The 19827-nt window shown below is 31.8% G+C and carries 16 protein-coding genes and 1 other annotated feature; of the genes, 9 read left to right on the top strand and 7 right to left on the bottom strand.

Translation table 11 applies throughout. The features are described from left to right. Nucleotide 1: 1 nt before the first annotated feature. The 7 genes from QJ521_RS01440 to dnaA form a co-directional block, all read right to left on the bottom strand. The gene (locus QJ521_RS01440; protein ID WP_282838627.1) at nt 2–2131 is read right to left on the bottom strand and encodes an LTA synthase family protein; all 2130 of its coding nucleotides are present in this window, start codon (nt 2129–2131) and stop codon (nt 2–4) included. Between the two features lie 187 nt (nt 2132–2318). Continuing rightward, nucleotides 2319–4925 carry a DNA gyrase subunit A gene (gyrA, locus tag QJ521_RS01435; RefSeq protein ID WP_282838626.1) on the bottom strand — a complete coding sequence of 869 codons (2607 nt, stop codon included), beginning with the start codon at nt 4923–4925 and terminating at the stop codon, nt 2319–2321. A gap of 14 nt (nt 4926–4939) precedes the next feature. Further along, nucleotides 4940–6835 carry a DNA topoisomerase (ATP-hydrolyzing) subunit B gene (gyrB, locus tag QJ521_RS01430; protein WP_282838625.1) on the bottom strand — a complete coding sequence of 632 codons (1896 nt, stop codon included), beginning with the start codon at nt 6833–6835 and terminating at the stop codon, nt 4940–4942. 1 nt (nt 6836) lies between these two features. Next, entirely contained in the window at nt 6837–7868 is a 1032-nt protein-coding gene (gene recF, locus QJ521_RS01425) for a DNA replication/repair protein RecF (protein ID WP_282838624.1), read from the bottom strand. Further along, complete coding sequence (gene yaaA, locus QJ521_RS01420) at nt 7846–8073, bottom strand: S4 domain-containing protein YaaA (RefSeq protein WP_282838623.1); 228 nt, start codon at nt 8071–8073, stop codon at nt 7846–7848. The genes recF and yaaA overlap by 23 nt, the downstream gene beginning before the upstream one ends. A gap of 145 nt (nt 8074–8218) precedes the next feature. Further along, nucleotides 8219–9349 (bottom strand): DNA polymerase III subunit beta, encoded by a 1131-nt coding sequence (gene dnaN, locus QJ521_RS01415; protein WP_282838622.1) that lies wholly within the window; start codon nt 9347–9349, stop codon nt 8219–8221. 130 nt (nt 9350–9479) lie between these two features. Next, the gene (gene dnaA / locus QJ521_RS01410; protein WP_282838621.1) at nt 9480–10844 is read right to left on the bottom strand and encodes a chromosomal replication initiator protein DnaA; all 1365 of its coding nucleotides are present in this window, start codon (nt 10842–10844) and stop codon (nt 9480–9482) included. Nucleotides 10845–11230: 386 nt separating this feature from the next. Between dnaA and rpmH the strand changes: the two genes are divergently transcribed. From rpmH to speE, 9 genes are all read left to right on the top strand, one after another. Further along, nucleotides 11231–11365, top strand: coding sequence for a 50S ribosomal protein L34 (gene rpmH, locus QJ521_RS01405; RefSeq protein ID WP_282838620.1), 135 nt, complete (start codon nt 11231–11233; stop codon nt 11363–11365). An 81-nt stretch (nt 11366–11446) separates the two neighbouring features. Next, nucleotides 11447–11797, top strand: a complete 351-nt coding sequence (gene rnpA / locus QJ521_RS01400) for a ribonuclease P protein component (RefSeq protein WP_282838619.1) — start codon at nt 11447–11449, stop codon at nt 11795–11797. Beyond that, nucleotides 11790–13199, top strand: a complete 1410-nt coding sequence (locus tag QJ521_RS01395) for a YidC/Oxa1 family membrane protein insertase (RefSeq protein ID WP_282838618.1) — start codon at nt 11790–11792, stop codon at nt 13197–13199. Before rnpA ends, QJ521_RS01395 begins: the two co-directional genes overlap by 8 nt. A 5-nt stretch (nt 13200–13204) precedes the next feature. Beyond that, the gene (gene jag / locus QJ521_RS01390) at nt 13205–13825 is read left to right on the top strand and encodes an RNA-binding cell elongation regulator Jag/EloR (protein WP_282838617.1); all 621 of its coding nucleotides are present in this window, start codon (nt 13205–13207) and stop codon (nt 13823–13825) included. Between the two features lie 114 nt (nt 13826–13939). Then, entirely contained in the window at nt 13940–14866 is a 927-nt protein-coding gene (locus QJ521_RS01385) for a YiiX/YebB-like N1pC/P60 family cysteine hydrolase (RefSeq protein WP_282838616.1), read from the top strand. 14 nt (nt 14867–14880) lie between these two features. Continuing rightward, complete coding sequence (locus QJ521_RS01380) at nt 14881–16044, top strand: DNA recombination protein RmuC (protein WP_282838615.1); 1164 nt, start codon at nt 14881–14883, stop codon at nt 16042–16044. A gap of 29 nt (nt 16045–16073) precedes the next feature. Next, nucleotides 16074–16286 (top strand) — a binding site (T-box leader). Between the two features lie 56 nt (nt 16287–16342). Continuing rightward, nucleotides 16343–17734 carry an asparagine--tRNA ligase gene (gene asnS, locus QJ521_RS01375; RefSeq protein ID WP_282838614.1) on the top strand — a complete coding sequence of 464 codons (1392 nt, stop codon included), beginning with the start codon at nt 16343–16345 and terminating at the stop codon, nt 17732–17734. 121 nt (nt 17735–17855) lie between these two features. Continuing rightward, nucleotides 17856–18659 carry an adenosylmethionine decarboxylase gene (speD, locus tag QJ521_RS01370; protein ID WP_282838613.1) on the top strand — a complete coding sequence of 268 codons (804 nt, stop codon included), beginning with the start codon at nt 17856–17858 and terminating at the stop codon, nt 18657–18659. A 12-nt stretch (nt 18660–18671) separates the two neighbouring features. Beyond that, nucleotides 18672–19517, top strand: coding sequence for a polyamine aminopropyltransferase (gene speE / locus QJ521_RS01365; protein ID WP_282838612.1), 846 nt, complete (start codon nt 18672–18674; stop codon nt 19515–19517). The last annotated feature ends 310 nt before the right edge of the window (nt 19518–19827 follow it).

Genomic DNA, 19827 nt, shown 5'->3' with positions numbered 1-19827 from the left:
GTTAGTCTCCGTAGATATTAACTATCGCTTGATTAACTTGTTTCTGCATATCTGCTGTTGAAATTAAAATATCGCTTAATATTTTAAATCTTAAAATATAATCATACACATCATTTGAAACTATTGCAGCTTCAGGATGTGTTTTTTCTTTATTCCTCATTGAATAAAAATATTGATCTAAAACAACATCCATCAATCTATTATCTAATGCAAATGTCGGTTCAGTACTCATTCCGTGAACACCATAATATGCATCTTGACCGACTGGAAGATTGAAAAGTTCAATAATTGTTCGATATAAATCAACTTGACTTCTGACAAGATTTTGTTCTCCAGTTAAAAGACCTTTTCTAATTTGGTAATCGCCATAATCAATGAATTCATCTCCAGGTACATAGATAAATGCAGGTACTTGTTGTAAGATTTTTCTCGTTTCCATAACGCTAATATCGCGATCTAACAAAACATTTATATCACCGTTTTTTAATCCTGATCCGTGATCACTATAGAAAACGTAAACTGAATTATCTAATGTTTGATCTTCGTTGAACTCAGTTAACAAGAATCTTTTGATGATGTCGTCAACATAATCGACATAATTGATATATCTAAGTGTAATTGGATTAATGGTTTCGGCATACTGTGGATATATATCTGTTCTTAATCCATTAGGATCAAATTCATAAGGTGTATGAGGCATCATCGTAATAGAAAACAACATAAATGGTTTACTTTGTTGAATCAGTTGTTGCCCGAAAGTATTTGTTGTCTCAGCTAGATGATAATCACTGATCCATGGGCTGTGATGTACTTTTTGATTGATTGTGTCATAGACATATCCTTCATCAATAATATAACCATCTTCTATATAATCTTCTAATGAATAGAAGTTGTCAAACATCATCAACTCTGGATACACATGATCTCTATTGTAAAATCTTTCATTATCCCCATGTATAACTTCTGTATGGTAATCTAATTGATTGAAATATTTAGGTATTGTGTTTAGGACATATTGAATCTTATCGAACTCCCAATATAAAGTACGATCACCCATTGGATATAAACCGGTAAGAACCGCTAACTCTCCATCTGAACTTACACCCATACCAACGTTGTTATAAAAGTTATTGAACACAAAGCTTTGAGACATCAATCTATTTAAAAAGATAAGCCTTTCATTTGTATATTGGTTCTCAAGCAAAAATGAGTTTAACGATTCTAGATGAATTAAAACTAGATTTTTACCTTCGAGAATACCATGTAGATTGTTTCCATTTGCTATAGCTGGATCAACATATAATCCATCAACAGCTTGACTTAAATGAAGTCGATTGCTATATGTATTACCATCAAAAAAATTAGTGTATGAGGATTGGTTTTTATTATATTCTTGGTATGCTGTAGCAAGCTTTTGTTCATCGTTTAATTCAAGAAATCTAACTAAATCGATATCTAAAGGTTGCCCAAAGAATTCACCTAAATAATACGGATATACTCCTAAATTTTGAATTGCAAATGTACTTTTAGCAGAATTTAAAGGTAGTGTTTTTGCGAACTCATCATAGTATGTAGTGACTGCAGAGAACATAAATAATACAACTATAAGTAGACCAGATACTGTCTTTTTTATAGTTACTTGAAATTGCATTTCTTTAAGCCTTACACGATCTGCCATAAAGTATAGGATGGTCAATATGATGGTTGGTAAAAAAACGATGATACGGTAATATGTAATTAATTCAAGTATCGCTTGAAGGAATGTTCCCATCGCAAATCCATCTGCTGGATTATTAAATATCGTACTTGCGGGTAATGAAAATGCAGTCCCAAAAAATAGATTAAAAACACCCAACGAAAAGATGAACAAGTTGAGAATGAGCGTTAAAATAATTAGAGATATCATTCTTGATTTAGCTTTTTTAATAAATATAAATAGAAGTAATAACATTAAAAATAGAACTGAGAAGTTCCCAAAAAATGCATTAATTTCACCTAAAAATGTATGTTTAAAAGGTGCTATATATCGATTCAATCCTTGAACTGTCAACATATATGTATTTAAGATATTGAGTAAAAAAAAGGCTCCAATAAATATAAAGTAAATATGCCATGGATTTTTGTTTTTCATATGGTTGCCCCCTTTTGTTAACCTTATTTCATATTATACTCTATTTTTAATATATAGTAAAAAATATAGAACGTGAAAATATAAATATGTAAAATACTACTTACTTTCACACGATAAAAATACCTGTGAAAAATAAAAAAAGGAGCTACCTTTTTAAGGTGAACTCCCCTATAAAATTGGTTATATTTTATTCATCAAATAAACTGTCTGTAGTGATGATTTCCTCTTCATCCTCTTCAATTTCATCAGGTGCTAATTCGGCTGCTTCGACAACCTTTTTTTGTTGATTAACTTCAATTGTCTCTTGAACAAATTGATGATCATCAATCATTTCTTCTTCTTCAATTTCTTCTTGTTTTGGAATCAATGCAATTGTTGAAACTTTATGGTCTGGACGTAGACGTATTATTCTTACACCTTGAGTCGCTCTCTTCGTTTGAGATATTTGATCAACGTGTGTACGTATCACGACACCTTTATCAGAAACAACGATTAAATCTTGATCGTTAGAAACAGTTCTAAGCGTTGAAAGACGTCCATTTTTTTCTGTTACATTAACTGTCTTAACACCTTTACCACCGCGGATTTGTTTGCGGTACTCAGCAACGATAGTTCGCTTTCCAAAGCCTTTTTCCGTGATTACTAAAATCTCTTGTTGGTCATTATCCACGACGGCAACTCCAACAACTTCGTCATCAGGTCCAATGCTCATTCCTCGAACACCACTAGCTGTTCTTCCCATAAATCTAACATCAGTTTCAGCGAAGCGAATCGCTTTCCCATTTGATGCTCCAAGAATGATTTCTTGGTTTCCATCGGTCAATCTAACACTCATTAATTCATCATCTTCACGTAGATTAATTGCAATAATTCCATTTGTTCTAATGTTTTGGTAATCGCAAATTTTCGTCCGTTTAACGATACCTTTTTTAGTAACAAACGTTAGATATTCTTCATCAGATTCAAAGTCTTTGACATTCGTAAATGATGCAAGTTTTTCATCTTTATCAAAGTCTAGTAAATTGACAATTGGTAATCCTTTTGATTGTCTTGAACCTTCAGGAATTTGATATCCTTTTATTTTATATACTCGACCCTTGTTCGTAAAGAATAAATGGTAGTCGTGTGTTGATGTCATTAAGATGTGTTCGACATAATCATCTTCATGGACCTTGATACCCGACATACCAACTCCACCACGATTTTGAGTTTTATAATGATCAACTTTCATTCGTTTAATATATCCATTATTAGTTACTGTAATAATGACATCTTCTACTGGAATTAAGTCTTCATTTTCAATACTCAAATCTTCATGTAAATTGATTTCAGACATTCTAGGTGTTGAATATGTTTGTTTAATTTCTGAAAGTTCTTCTTTGATGATTCCAATCTTACGTTCATGACTTTCGATGATTTCTTTAAAGTCAGTGATTTTGATTATGAGTTCTTGTAATTCATTTTCAATTTTTTCAATTTCAAGACCTGTTAATCTTTGAAGTCTCATGTCAAGAATTGCTCTGGATTGAATATCCGTAAAATTGTATTCTGCAATTAAAGCTTCTCTAGCTTCCTCACCAGTTTTAGACTGTTTAATAATTTCAATCGCACGATCGATATCGTGAAGTGCAATGGTTAATCCATCTAAAATATGTTGTCTAGCTTCTGCTTTTTCTAGATCGTAGATTGTTCTTCTTTGGATAACTTCAATTTGATGTTCTAGATAATATTTCAATGTGTCTTTCAACGTAACCATTTTAGGTTGTCCATTGACAAGAGCAATCATATTAATACCAAATGATTGTTGTAGTTGTGTGTACTTATAAAGATTATTTAACATGACGTGTGGATTGACATCTCTTCTGAGTTCAATAACAATACGCATACCTTTACGATTTGATTCATCTCTTAAGTCTGTTATACCTTCTACGATTTTATCTTTTGCTATATCTGCAATTCTTTCAATTAAAGTTGTTTTGTTAACTTGATATGGGATTGCAGTTACAATAATACTGTTTCTATTTTTGTGACTGATAATCTCAGCTGTTGCACGAACTGCAATAATACCTTTACCTGTTTCATATGCTTGTCTTAATCCAGTTAATCCTAAAATTTGCCCACCAGTTGGAAAGTCTGGACCTTGAATAAATTCCATTAACTCAGTGTTCGTTATTTCTTCGTTATCCATATAAGCTAATAAACCCTCAATAACCTCGCCTAAATTATGTGGTGGAATATTCGTTGCCATACCAACGGCAATACCTGTAGATCCATTGACTAATAAATTTGGATATCTTGCAGGAAGTACACTTGGTTCATGCTCTGAACCATCATAATTATCTATAAAATTAACTGTATTTTTTTCAAGATCTCTTACGAGTTCACCTGCAAGTTTTGACATTCTCGCTTCAGTGTATCGCATTGCTGCTGCACCATCACCATCGACAGAACCGAAATTTCCGTGTCCATCAATTAAAGGCATTCTATAGCTGAATGGTTGAGCCATTCTTACCATTGCTTCGTATACACTTGAATCACCATGAGGGTGATACTTACCAATAACTTCTCCGACGATTCTAGCAGATTTTTTATGTGCTTTATCTGATCCCATGCCCAAATCATTCATTGCGTATAAAATACGTCTTTGAACAGGTTTTAGTCCATCACGAATATCAGGAAGCGCACGAGAAACGATTACACTCATTGCGTAATTTAGAAAGGATGTCTTCATTTCTGTTGATATATTTATTTCTTTAACAAATCCTTCAGTTGTTTTTGAGCTTTGATTGTCCATTTGAAATCTCCTTCCTATGCATCGATGTTATCGGCATAAATTGCATTTTCTTGAATAAAAACTTTTCTAGGTTCAACTTCTTCACCCATTAACATACTAAATACTTGATCAGCATCCATGGCATCTTTAAGAGAAACTTGAAGTAGTGTTCTATGTTCTGGGTCCATTGTTGTTTCCCAAAGTTGTTCTGGGTTCATTTCACCAAGACCCTTATATCTTTGGATACCTGGACGTCCACCCATTTCAGTTAATATCTTTGACAACTCATCATCAGTATAAACGTATTCAATACGCTTACCTTGTTGTACTTTATATAATGGGGGTTGTGCAATAAACACATACCCTAAATCGATTAAAGGTTTCATGTATCTAAAGAAGAATGTGAGTAGAAGTGTGCGAATATGTGCACCATCGATATCAGCATCGGTCATAATAACGATTTTATGATATCTAGCTTTTTCAGCATCAAATTCATCTCCAATTCCAGTACCTAATGCTTGAATCAAAGATAATATTTCTTTATTATTTAAAATCTTGTCAAGTCTTGCTTTTTCAACGTTTAATACTTTACCACGGAGTGGTAGAATCGCTTGATATTCTGATTCTCTACCTTGTTTTGCAGATCCACCAGCTGAATCACCCTCGACAATGTAGATTTCAGAAATAACAGGATCTTTACTTCTGCAATCTGCTAATTTTGATGCGAAACCTAATGCATCCAGTGGTGATTTTCTTCTGGTTGCTTCTCTTGCTTTTTTAGCAGCGAGTCTTGCTCTTGATGCCATTAAACATTTTTCTACAATCATTTTTGCATCATTAGGATTTTCAAGTAAATAACGTTCTAATCCTTCACCAACGATTTGACTTGTGATTTGTCTTACTTCTGGATTTCCCAATTTTGTTTTTGTTTGTCCTTCAAATTGCGGATCTGGATGTTTTATAGAAATAATAGCTGTTAGACCTTCTCTAGTATCTTCTCCTAAAAAAGAATCATCTTTTTTGAGCATATTGTTTTCACCAGCATATTTGTTTAAGACTCTGGTCATCGCCATCTTAAATCCATCCTCATGCATCCCGCCTTCGTGAGTTGGAATGTTATTTGCAAATGAATATAGGTTAGCTGCATATGAATCATTATATTGCATTGCAATTTCCAAAGTAATGCCATCTATTTCTTTTTCTGTATAAATAATATCTTGGTTTACTTTACCTTTACCTGCGTTTAAAAAGCCAACATACTCAACTATACCACCTTCGTAGTGATATGATTTTTCTACAGGAATTTCTCCACGGTCATCAATAATAGTTATATTGATACCTTTATTTAGAAATGCTAATTGTTGTACTCTATTTCTTAAAATTTCAAAATCATAAGAAATGGTTTCAGTAAAGACCAAATGGTCTGCCTTAAATGTAATGATCGTCCCAGTATGCAAACTTTCACCGACAACGATGACATCTGAAACAGGAAATCCTCTTTCATAATTTTGTTGGTAAATTTTATTATCACGATGAATTTGAATTAAAAACTCTTCAGACAAAGCATTAACAACAGAAGCACCTACACCATGTAGCCCTCCTGATACTTTATATGATTTCCCATCAAATTTACCACCTGAGTGAAGTGAAGTTAAAATGGTTTCTACTGCTGGTCTATTTGTTTTAGGGTGAAGGTCTACTGGAATACCACGACCATCATCTGTAACACGTACAACATCGTTTTTAAGCAATTCTAATCGAATGTTGGTTGCATAACCCCCTAATGCTTCATCAATTGAGTTATCGATGATTTCCCACACTAAATGGTGTAGTCCTCTAGACCCTGTACTACCAATATACATACCTGGTCTTTTACGTACAGCTTCTAATCCTTCTAATATTTGAATGTTCGATGCATCATAATTTGACATGTTAAATCTCCTTTTTCAAATGTATCATCTGAATATGATCACCTTGTACTGGTAATGCACTATTCATAAGAATTTGGTGTTCTTTTGGTAAATGTTTCAAAAATAATTCCTGTTTCTCTAAATCTAATTCACTAAGGACATCATCAAGCAGTAGTACAACTTGCTTGCTTGTTTTCTTTTCAATTAACTTTAGAAGCGCTAATTTTAAAGCTACAACGATTAGACGCTGTTCCCCTTGAGATGCATAACTCTTTGCGTCAAAACCGTTAAAATCTATATAAAAATCATCTCTGTGAGGTCCTGAAAGTGTGGTTTGATACAATATGTCTTGCTTTTGTTGTTTTTGGAGATAATTTTTAAATCCTTTTTCGTTAACATCGGGTTCATAAATTATTTTTACTTTATGGTTACTGAATAATGGGTATATTTCTTCTAAATATCGGTTTAATTCTTCAATAAATAAGATTCTTTCTTTTATAATTTCAGAACCTGCCTCAAATAGTTGTTCTCCAAGAATATTTAAAAATGTATAATCATCATCAACACCTATTTTTTTAAGTAAACTATTTCTTTGTTTCAGCACGTTTTTATAAGTATTTAAATTTTTTAAATAGTTTTTATTCAATTGCATCCATTCAAGGTCTAAAAATTGACGACGATTGGATGGTGATCCTTTGATTAAATCAAGGTCTTCAGGTGCAAACATAACAACTCTTAAATGACCAATGAAATCGCTGATTTTTCTTTTTTCAACACCATTGATTGAAGCTCTTTTACCGTTTTTTGAAAGTACGATATCATAACGATCTTCATCAGTAGTTAATTTGATTTGCATAAATGGTTCATTTCGTAGTATTAATTCTTTTTCATCAGCTGTTCGATGTGATTTTGTAGTTGCGCAAAAATAAATACTCTCCAATACACTTGTTTTCCCGCTTCCATTGATGCCATGAATATAAACAAAGGGTTTTTCAAATTTCAATTCGATGAATTCATGATTTCTAAAATTCTTAAGAACTAGCTTTTTTATCATATACGATTAAATACTCATCTTTTCCATAAGAAACTTGGTCACCATTATAAAGTTTTTTTCCTCGTTCAGTTCGTTTTTCTCGATTAACAAAAACGTCATTTTCTAATAAAAAAAACTTGGCTTCTCCTCCGGAACCAATATAACTGTTCGCTTTTAAAAATTGTCCTAAAGTTATAAATTCTGAGTTAATTTTAAATTTTATCATCACATTTCCCTCTGTATCTATTTATATTATAACATAATATAACAAAAAAAACATCCATTTTTAGCATATTTTTTGAACTATAGTCCTAAGCGAAAGTAGGCATAAAAAAAAGCCTTAAACTTTAAATTAAGGCTCAATCTTTTTATCAGTCAATTCTTACCGGCAAAATTAAGTGTAATAAATCTTGATCTAAATTTCCCTTAATAACAAATGGTTTTACTTCACCAGCAAATTGAATTAAAACTTCACTTGAACTAAAAGATTTTAACGCTTCCACTAAATATCTTGAACTAAAAGCAATTCGAATCATAGGTCCAATAACATCAGATGATGGAATGATTTCTTCATTTGCATCACCAACTTCGTTATTTGTTGAACTTATCTCCACAACTTTGTCTTGACGAAGACTCAATTTTATAATATTATAATTTGTTTCTCGATCTCTTGGAGAAAGTAATGAAACACGTTCAACTGCAGCTAATAATTCTTCTTTATTAAATGGAATAACAACTGGAAATTCAGTTGGAATAATTCTTAATGTATCTGGATAAGTTCCCTCTAATAATCTTGTTTGAAACAATACTTTATTCATCTTAAATAATACTTTATTTGGATTGATGTATAACTCAACATCATCATTAATTCCATCTAGAATTTTATTTAATTCATCCAAACTTTTATTTGGAATAACAATATCAAACATTTTACTATGTGTTCTTAATTTAACATTCTTTTGACTTAAACGATAACTATCAGTAGCAACACAGTATAAATGATTATCATGATATTTAAAATTAACACCTGTTAATATCGGTCTTTTTTCACTTGTTGCGGTTGCGAAATTTGTCTCTTTAATTATCGTTTTAATTAATTGACTATCTAAAACAATTGGATCATCTAAATCAAGAAAATCAATCTCAGGATAATCTTCAACATCCATTAATCTTAATTTAAATTCAGAACGATCTGCTTTAATAACGATTAATTTATCTTCGATAAGTGCAAATTCAACACGTTGTGAAGTAATTTTTCTCATAATCTCAATTAAATAACGACCTGGAATAGCTACATTACCTGATTCTTTAATTGATAATGAGTGGTCATCGATCATAACTTGTATAGCAACATCTGTGTTACTAGATGTAAGTAGCATGTAATCTTCATGAACTTCAAATTTTATTGCAAACAAAATTGGCAATGGAGTTTTTGAAGGTAATCCTTTTTGAATGATTAATAATTGGTTTAATAAAACATCACGATCAATACTGAAAATCATAATGGGGCTCCTTTTATTTTAATAGTTTAAATCTTTAATTATTGTTATTACAAATGTGGGTTTGTGGGTAAATCTTAGAAAGGCTTTATACTGCTATAATTATAACATATTTTCAACAATCTATGAACATTTATTTTTTATTAAATGCATCTATTTTTTTGACAATTGTATCGACTGCAAGTTTTAATGATGAATCTTGTTTAATCTCATTATCTATTTTTTCACAAGCAGCTAATACAGTTGAATGATCCCGATCACCAAATAAATTTCCAATTGTCTTATATGGAATATTATAACGTGTTTTAATAAGATACATAGCGATATGTCTTGGAAGTATGTATTTAGAATGACGTTTTTTACCAATTAAATCTTCTAATGAAATCCCATAAAAATCACTAACAATACTTTGAATTCTATCATAGTTATTTTCGTTTAATGAATCACTTTTTCTCTTTGTTTTTAAAAGGGGTTCTAGGGCTTCATTAACACATTCAATAGTTAAATCAAGGTTATTCGTTAAACAATAAAATAAGACACGTTTTAGTGCTCCTTCAAGCTCCCGAATATTTGTTACAAACGAAGATGCTATAAATTCTAAAACATCAGCAGGTATATCATGAACATCTGATGATTCAGAAGCTAATTTTCTTTTTAATATTTCAATCCGATGTTCCAAATCAGGAACTTGAATATCGACAGTTAATCCAACTTCAAATCGTGAAGTAAGACGAGTCATTATATTCTTTAGTTCTGATGCAGGTTTATCACTAGTAATAACAATTTGTTTGTTTTGTTGATATAAATAATCAAATAATTTAAAAAATTCCATCTGTGTTCTTGTTGCACCACCCATAATTTGGATATCATCAACAAGTAAGACATCAATTTCACGATATTTTGCATTAAAATCTTCCATTTTTTCTCTTTTTAAAAGATTCGCAAAATCTTCAATAAAACCATCAGCTTTTACATACATCACTTTTTGATTAATATCTTGATCTAGAATATAATTACCTATACCTTGCATTAAGTGGGTTTTACCTAATCCAACATCACCAAAAATATATAAAGGATTTGCTACAGCTCCAGGTTGATCAGCAACTTTCATTGCCATCCTAAAAGCAAACATATTACTTTTACCAACAACAAAGTTATCAAACGTGTAAGTTGCATTTAAATTACCAGGTCTATACTTCAAGCTTAAATTTCTTTCTGGGCTTACAAGTGTTTCTTCAGGTAATAATTCAGATTCAGTTACAAACTTAAAACGAATCGGCGCATTATTAAATTTCGTAGCCAATTCATTAATCTTCGACAAGTATAATCGATTGATTCTATTTTTAATAAATTCATTTGGTACAAGGACATAAACATGATCGTTTGCATACTTGTGTGTGGACTTCAAAGGTTCGAAAACATCGGTGTATGTTTCTTCATTAAAAGTCGATTCGAGTTCATTCAAAATCTTTTGCCACAAAAGGTCGTACGTATTCATATAAAATTACCCCTCAATTGATGTACAATTAGAATATCATATAATAAAGATTTAGAGCAAAGAACTTATCAACACTTTTTGTGGATAACTTTAAAATTTAGTATGTGGATATGTTGATAGATTGTGGATAACCCTTTAATTCTTACGACTTTATTAAGCCGAGAAGTAAAATTGCCCATTTATCCACAAATCCCCAAAATTGTGACTAAGTTTCCCACATTCTATAATTTAAATTTATAATGAAAAAGACACAAAATCACATTGTTAAACCCTAGTTGTATGAAAAGGAAATATTTTATCTCAAAATACAAAGTTTATTGTTGACAAAAACAATGTCTTTATATATAATTAAAAAGCATGGTTTCGCAGGAAAGGTGGTTTTATTTGTGAAAAGAACATATCAACCAAGTAAGAGAAAGCGCATAAAGACTCATGGCTTTAGAGCTAGAATGGCAACAGCCGGTGGGCGTCGCGTACTTGCTCGTCGCAGATTGAAAGGCCGCGCAGAATTAACTGTATAATTTAATTATTTTAAAATACCAGGATTACTCGATTAAAATAATAACGTTTGTTATTTTTGAGTAATCTTTTTATTTAAAACTATGAAAAAAAGATATCGCATAAAGAAGAATAGCGAAATCGATGCGATTTTCAAACATAAAAAAATTAAAGGTGACAGTTATTTTGCTATCTATCAATCAGATGATCCAGAAGGCACACATTTTAGATTCGCATTATCTATTGGGAAAAAGTATGGTAATGCTGTAGCTAGAAATCTAGTCAAAAGAAGAATTAGAATGATTGTGAATGAGAATCAAAAACAATTTATTAAAAATAAATTGTTTGTTATTGTGATTAAACCTCAAGCTTCTGAGTTATCATATACAGATATCAAAACAAGATTATCAAATTTATTTAAAAAATCAAAACTAGTGGAGAACGATAATGAATAAGAAAATATTCTTTTTAGCCATGATTTTGATGCTTATCTTCAGTTTAGCAGCATGTGGAAGAGCAGATAACACTGTGGATTTAATTGCAGTTAACAATCCATATGGAGAAGCAGGTGAAAAACTTGTTTTTGACCATGATAAAGCCGACCAAATTATATTTAAAGGCGATAATGGACTTTCTTACTGGAGTTTGACAAAATCAGGAAATGGAACTTTAACAAATTTTGAAGGTTCCTTACCAAGTAATGTAGTAACAAATGATGATGGTGTACGCACGTACACGTTTAATGTAGAAGGGTTTACACCAAGTTTTCAAGTTTACATTAAACCAGAAACAATCGTTGGAGATCCTAACGATATTGTCATGATTGCATTTCGTTATGAAGTAGAAAATGTTTTATACCGCAAAGGACAAACATTTGATCCAACAGGGATGCTAATCTTAGTTGTTCAAAGAGATGGTAGTATCATTGAGTTAAAAGGTGAAGAAGTTGCTGATCTATTTGATGATCATGATTATGTAACTTATGATGAAGACGGATTTAAAGATCAACACGAATACACAGTTACATTTACATATCAAGGGTTCGAGCAAGACTTTTCAGTTTATGTTGCTGGAGGAGAAAGACCTCTATCAACACATGATGCAAACTTCTTTGATTGGATCTTAGTTATTCCAGTAGCATTTTTAATGAACTTTTTTGGTTCACTTATGGGAAATAGTTTTGCAATTGGGATTCTTTTTACAACTTTAGTTGTAAGAACCATTGCATGGCCAATTTATGCTAAGAGTAATGATATGTCGATTAAGATGAATCTTGCTCAACCAGATATGCAACGTGTTCAAGCAAAATATGCAACTAAAAAAGATCCACAGTCTCAACAACAACAACAGATGGAAATGATGCAGGTTTATAAAAAACATGGAATTAATGTTTTAGGATGTTTATTCCCATTCCTACAAATGCCTATTTTCATTGCTATGTATGGGGTAGTTAGACGTATTACTATTGAAGGCGGTATGTACACAGAAGGTGTATCAAATACTAACTTCTTAGGTATTAATCTAGCAAACACACAAGATGGTATTATAGGGATGGTTTTAGCTGGTATCGTAGGTGGAACGATGTATTTATTGCAAAAAATTTCCATGAAGAAACCAAGTTATGCTAAGAATACAGCGAAACATAATCCAAATCCACAAGCAGCGCAAACAGAGAAAACAATGAAGTTTGTCAGTTATTTTATGGTGATTATGATGGCTTTTGCATCTTATCAAAGCAATGCACTAGCACTTTACTGGATATTTGGTAATATATATTCACTAGGACAAACATTATTTAATAGAAGACTTAACGAGAAAAAACACGAGCAATTGAAACAAAAACAATTGATGGGGTGAATTGAATGTTAAAAAGAGTAGAATTTGAAGCAAAATCTCTTCAGGAAGCTGAAGCGATTGCTGTAGAACAATTAAAAATTCAAAAGGATAAGATTAAACTAACTGTTTTAAAAGAGAAAAAAGGATTTATTGGAATTGGATCATCAGCTTTGTATGAAGCGACACCCAATATTAATCTAGCAACCGAAGGGAAGGTCTTTTTAGAAGGCATATTCCAAAATCTTGGTATAAAGACTAGAATGGAAGTTAGAACGTTATCCGATGGTGACGAAGTTCATTACAATGTCGAAAGTGATGAAAATGCACTTCTAATTGGTAGAGAAGGACGCACACTGTTAGCTTTACAATTTATGTTACGCAATTTCTTGAATACATATGTTGATGGACATATCATCGTATCTCTTGATATTGGGAACTATCATGAAAATAGAAGAAAACAACTAGAAATATTAGCAACCAAGACAGCAAAAGAAGTTGCACAAACTAAAATTGCAGTTAAATTGGACCCAATGAACGCATTTGATCGTCGCATTATTCATACGAAGTTAAGTGAATGGAGAGACGTTGTCACCGAATCAGAAGGTGATGGCGAAGAAAGAGCACTAGTAATCAAACCTAAAAGGTAGTCAATTTTGACTACTTTTTTTATTAGTATGATGTTTCATATAAAACAATATCAGTGGTATAATGTAGACAATGAAATATTGTAAAAACATAGATTATCAAAATTGGTGATGAGCATGAAGTCTAGAAAAAAAAGAAGATTCAATTTTTTAAGAGTATTAAAATTAATCTTGATTTTAATCGTTGCTGGGATGATTTATTCTCTTGGTGTCGCTGTTTCTGAAAATATTAGAAGCAATCGAGCTATAGAAGCATTCAAAAGTAGAGCAGTGTTTGAATATGAAGAAGAATTCGAATATGTCAGTAACATTTTTCAAACAAGAAGATACTATAAAGTTTCACGTGAAACATCCTATGAGCTAGAAGATACACGAAGTGTATTTTATGATGAGTCAAGAAAATACCTAGGACAAAAGGGTGATATTTTCATGACAGATAAATCTCCATTTCCTGGTATACCAGTTGTTCATCAGTTTATAACTTTTTATTTTGGGGGACATGCCGCTATAAACAACGGAGATAATAGATTTGTTGAGGCTGTTGGATTTCCTGATGAAGATGAAACCGTATGGGATTTTATAAAGCATCCTGGAGATCAACCACACGATTATAGTGCGACCGTTAATTTAACAAGATCTAATTATTGGTTAAACCCAATGTATAGAAATGAAAGCGACCCCGATTATCAGTATTATGGGTCAACATATCGAAGAGAGTTTATCGGATTAAGAGTTAAAGGTGTTACACAAACTCAACTTGATGATGCAGTTGACTATGCAACAGATAAAGTTGACAAGAATCTATACAATTTCTTATATTTCTTAGATATGTCATATAAGTACTATTGTACAGATTTAGTCAGTAGAGCATATCAACACGCTTTAGTTGATGAAAAAGATCAAAGAAACTACTCAAGAGCATTAAATGACGATGGCTTTATTACATCGGTAAATGACATCATTCTATCAAGAGAAACATATATTGCATTTTATGTAGAAATTAGAGACGATATTGTGCATATCTATTATCTTGAAGATATTTAAGGAGGGCGGCAAGTATGGAAGACTATATTATTATTGGTTTATTAGCGATTCTAGTTGTTTTAGCAATATATATTATTATTGTTATGCATAAAAGCAAAAACAACAAAATTGATATGTCAGAAGACCAAAGAGAAAATCAAAGCGACCTAAAAATTTACTTTCAAAAAGAATATGGAGAGTTAAAATTTGAAATGGGCAAATTATTTAGCGAAGCCAATAAGAGTAATCAAAACGATTTAAATACATTTAAGGATCACATGATGCTTCATATAGATCGACAAATGAAAGAGATTAACGATCGAGTTGAAAATAGACTTGGAGAAGGATTTAAAAAAACAGAAGCAACTTTCGTAAATGTCGTTGAAAGATTAAGTAAAATTGATGAAGCACAAAAGAAAATTGAAAGTTTATCAACTGAAGTTGTTTCTTTAAATACGCTATTAACGGATAAAAAAACAAGAGGTATTTATGGAGAAGTTCAATTATATTCATTGCTATCAGCAGTTTTAGGCGATAACAAAGAACTTTATGAAAAACAAAAAACCATGAGTAACGGGTTTATTGCCGATGCAGTCGTTTACGCACCAGACCCAATCAATATGGTTGCAATCGATTCTAAATTTCCACTTGACAATTATAAGCGTATGGTCAATCGTGCTTTAGGAGATGCTGACCGCAAAACAGCAGAAAAAGAGTTTAAAAATGATGTAAAAAAACATATTAACGATATTAAAAATAAATATATTATTTTTAACGAGACTGGAGATCAAGCGTTTATGTTTATCCCGGCTGAAGCGATATTCGCTGAAATATCTGCATATCACGATGATTTGATTGAGTATGCATCAAAGAACAAGGTATGGTTGGTTTCCCCTACAACACTTATTTCCACATTGACGATGATTCAACTTGTTGTTAATAATCTTGAAAGAGACAAACAAGCAAAAGTTATTATCGAAGAATTAGCAAAATTGGGTGAAGAATTTAAACGCTATACTGATAGATGGGACAAACTCAAAAGATCAATTGAAAGCGTCTCTAAAACAGCTGACCAAGTTCATACAACAAGCTCTAAGATTAATCGTCGATTTGAGCATATTTCAAGCGCAAAATTCGATTTAATTGAAGAAGATGAAGTTGAAGAAATCGAAGAAGAAATAGAAGATACTGACAATTGACAAACGCTATAAAAAAATATATAATAAATAGGAAATCAATGACGAGAGAGTAATGATTTATCGTTTTGTTAGCGAGTTGGGGATGGTGTAAGCCCAATCAAAACCAAATCATGAAAAACACTCTGAGAGATAGAAGAAATCCACTGGAAAGTAGAACTATCCGTACACCTGCGTTAAAGGTTTTAAGGGCTAGAATTTTATTCTAGAACTAAGGTGGTACCGCGTATAATTACGTCCTTAGATATTAATCTAGGGGCTTTTATTTTTTAAATAGAATCGCATAACAAAGGAGTATTATATGGAAACAACAGTTAAAGGATTGTTTAGAACAACAGAAAAATATATAGGGAAAGAAATAACATTGTTTGGTTGGGTACGAAACAATAGAGCTCAAAAAGAGTTTGGGTTTATCAATTTTCATGATGGAACATTTTTTGACAGTGTTCAAGTGGTTTATGAAGACTCAAAGTTGAAAAATTTTAAGGATGTTCAAAAAATAAGAGTCGGAAGTTCAATCCTAGTTAAAGGTGAGTTAATTTTAACCCCTGATGCAAAACAGCCTATTGAGGTTAAAGCAACCTATATTGAATTGCTAGGTGATTCTCCAGAAGATTATCCAATACAACCAAAAAGACACTCTAGAGAATTTTTAAGAGAGGTTGCGCATTTAAGAATGCGCACCAATCTTTTTCATGCTGTTTTTAGATTAAGAAGCGTAGCTGCATTTGCAGTTCATGAGTTTTTCCAAAGTCAAGGTTTTATATACACTCATACGCCAATTATTACCGGTAACGATGGGGAAGGTGCAGGGCAAATGTTTAACGTCACTACACTTCCGCTAGACAAAGTACCGATGAATGAAGATCAACAAGTTGATTACAAAAAAGATTTCTTTGGAAAAAGAACAAACTTAACCGTAACCGGTCAATTAGAGGCTGAAGCTTTTGCATTAGCATTTAAGAATGTTTATACATTTGGGCCAACCTTTAGAGCTGAAAACTCTAATACAACTCGACATGCTTCAGAGTTTTGGATGATTGAACCAGAAATGGCATTTGCAGATTTAAATAAAAATATGGATGTTGCTGAAGATATGGTCAAATTCATCATTAAATATGTCTTTGAAAAACTTCCTGAGGAAATGGTGTTTTTCGATAAGTTTGTCGAGCCAGGTTTGACGGATAGACTGTTGAAAGTCTTAACACAACCGTTTGTTAAAATTACGCATAAAGAGGCGATTGACATCCTTATTAAAAGCAATACTAAATTTGAAAACCTACCAAAGCATGGACAAGATATTAATACTGAACACGAAAAATACTTGACTGAAAAACATTTTGATTGCCCTGTTTTTATAACAGATTGGCCTAAAGGTATAAAAGCATTTTACATGAGAATGAATGATGATAATGAAACGGTTGCAGCTATGGATCTTTTAGTTCCAGGTAGTGGCGAGTTAATTGGCGGTTCTCAAAGAGAAGAACGCTATGATATGCTCATGAAGCGTATGGAAGAAATGGACATACCTAAAGAGGATCTTAAATGGTACACTGATTTAAGAAGATACGGTGGTTGTGTTCACGCTGGGTATGGACTTGGATTTGAAAGATTGATTATGTATCTATCTGGTGTTGAAAACATTAGAGATGTTATACCATTTCCAAGAACACCAAAAAATTGTGAATTCTAGAAAGGCCGATTGGCCTTTTTATTTTTAATAAAAGGATTGCATTTATTTTGATTTGTGATAAAATAGTTTCGGTCTACTAAACACAGGGTTTAAATATACTAAACAGGAGCACAAAAAACAAATGGAAAAACTAAAATTATATGGATTCAATAATTTAACAAAAACACTTAGTTTCAACATCTATGATGTTTGCTATACAAGAACAGAAGCTGAAAGAAAAGCTTATATCGAATATATAGATGAGCAATATAATTCTGAAAGACTTACAAGAATACTCACTGACGTTACAAACATTATTGACGCCAATGTTTTAAACATAGCTAAACAAGATTACGATCCACAAGGTGCAAGTGTTACAATTTTGATTTCAGAAGAGCCTTTAACAACAACTTCTCTAGACCCATCTTGCAATCAAGGTTGTGTACCCAAAAAAGAAAGTGTTGTAGGACATTTGGATAAGAGCCATTTAACCGTGCATACTTACCCTGAAAGTCACCCAGATCAGAACATTTCAACGTTTAGAGTCGACATTGATGTTTCTACATGTGGTAAAATATCACCAATCAAAGCTTTAAATTACTTAATTAATAGTTTTGATTCAGATGTTATTATTATGGATTATCGTGTTCGTGGATTTACACGTGACCTAGAAGGTAATAAACATTATATGGATCATCAAATAAGTTCAATACAGGATTATATAGATTCAGACGTATTGAAAAAGTACACATCGATTGATATTAATTTAGATCATTCAAATATATTTCACACAAAAATGATGTTAAACCAATTTGTTCTAAACAATTATATTTTTAATATAACTAGCGATGATTTATCGGATTTAGAAAAAGAAAAAATACGTACAGATATCAATAGAGAGATTGCAGAAATCTTTTACGGTATGAACATCCCACACATGATATAGGAGGTAAGATATATGGAGTGGTTTACAGAGAATTGGACACCAAATATCAAGTTTTCAGTGAGAATTAAAGAACATTTGCATAGTGAAACTACACCATTTCAGCAGCTAGAAGTTTATGATTCTTTTGAGTTGGGACGATTCTTCACGTTAGACGGCATTATGATGGCAAATGAAAAAGATGAATTTATATACCATGAAATGATTGTTCATACACCAATGTCAATTAATCAAAACATAAAGCATGTACTGGTTATAGGTGGTGGAGATGGTGGCAGTGTTAGAGAACTGACAAAATATCAAACAATCGAGTCGATTGATATGGTTGAGATTGATGAACGAGTTGTCAGAGTTTGCCAAGAGTACTTTACAATCACAACAACAGGTCTAAATGACCCTAGAGTCTCTTTGAAATTTGAAGACGGGTTAGCTTATGTCAAAAACACACAAAAGGTATATGACCTCATTATCGTAGATTCAACAGATCCAATTGGACCAGGTGAAGGATTGTTTTCAATGGAATTTTACACCAACTGCAAGAGGGTTCTTGCTGAAGATGGCATCTTAATCAATCAACATGAAAGTCCATATTTTGAAAAAGAATCTACTGAAATGAAACGTGCACATAAAAAGATTAAGTCTTTGTTCCCAATTGCTGAGGTATACCAAGCATTTATACCAACATATCCATCGGGACATTGGTTATTCGGATTTGCATCAAAAAAATATCATCCAATTAAAGATTTTAAAAAAGCACATATTACAAGTTTAGGTTTAGAAACTAAATATTATAATGGTGATGTCCATCAAGGATCATTTGCCTTGCCTAACTACGTTAGAAATGCACTGAAAGAAGTATGAAAATGAAAAGAAAACACCGAAAGGTGTTTTTTTAATAAAGAGTAGCATAAATAAACTTATTTAATTGACAAAGTGATATCAACATACTATAATTTAATTACCACTAAAAGCGCTTTCAATTTTTAATTTTGAAAAAAAGCGTAAAAATCCATTTTATAACAGCCAATTTCAATTGTTTTTTTATGCTCATTGTTGTATAATAAATGTAAACATGAGGTGAATGATTAATGTGTAAAGAACTAATTATATTTCAACCACAAAACATGTGTAAATATTTTTAATAAAATTCTGCTTATGGGGAGTCCTATAA

This window comes from Peloplasma aerotolerans (assembly GCF_030012175.1).
Lineage (GTDB): Bacteria > Bacillota_I > Bacilli_A > Acholeplasmatales > Acholeplasmataceae > Peloplasma > Peloplasma aerotolerans.
The sequence above is the reverse complement of the archived record's forward strand: the minus strand, read 5'-3'. Positions and strand labels throughout refer to the sequence as shown.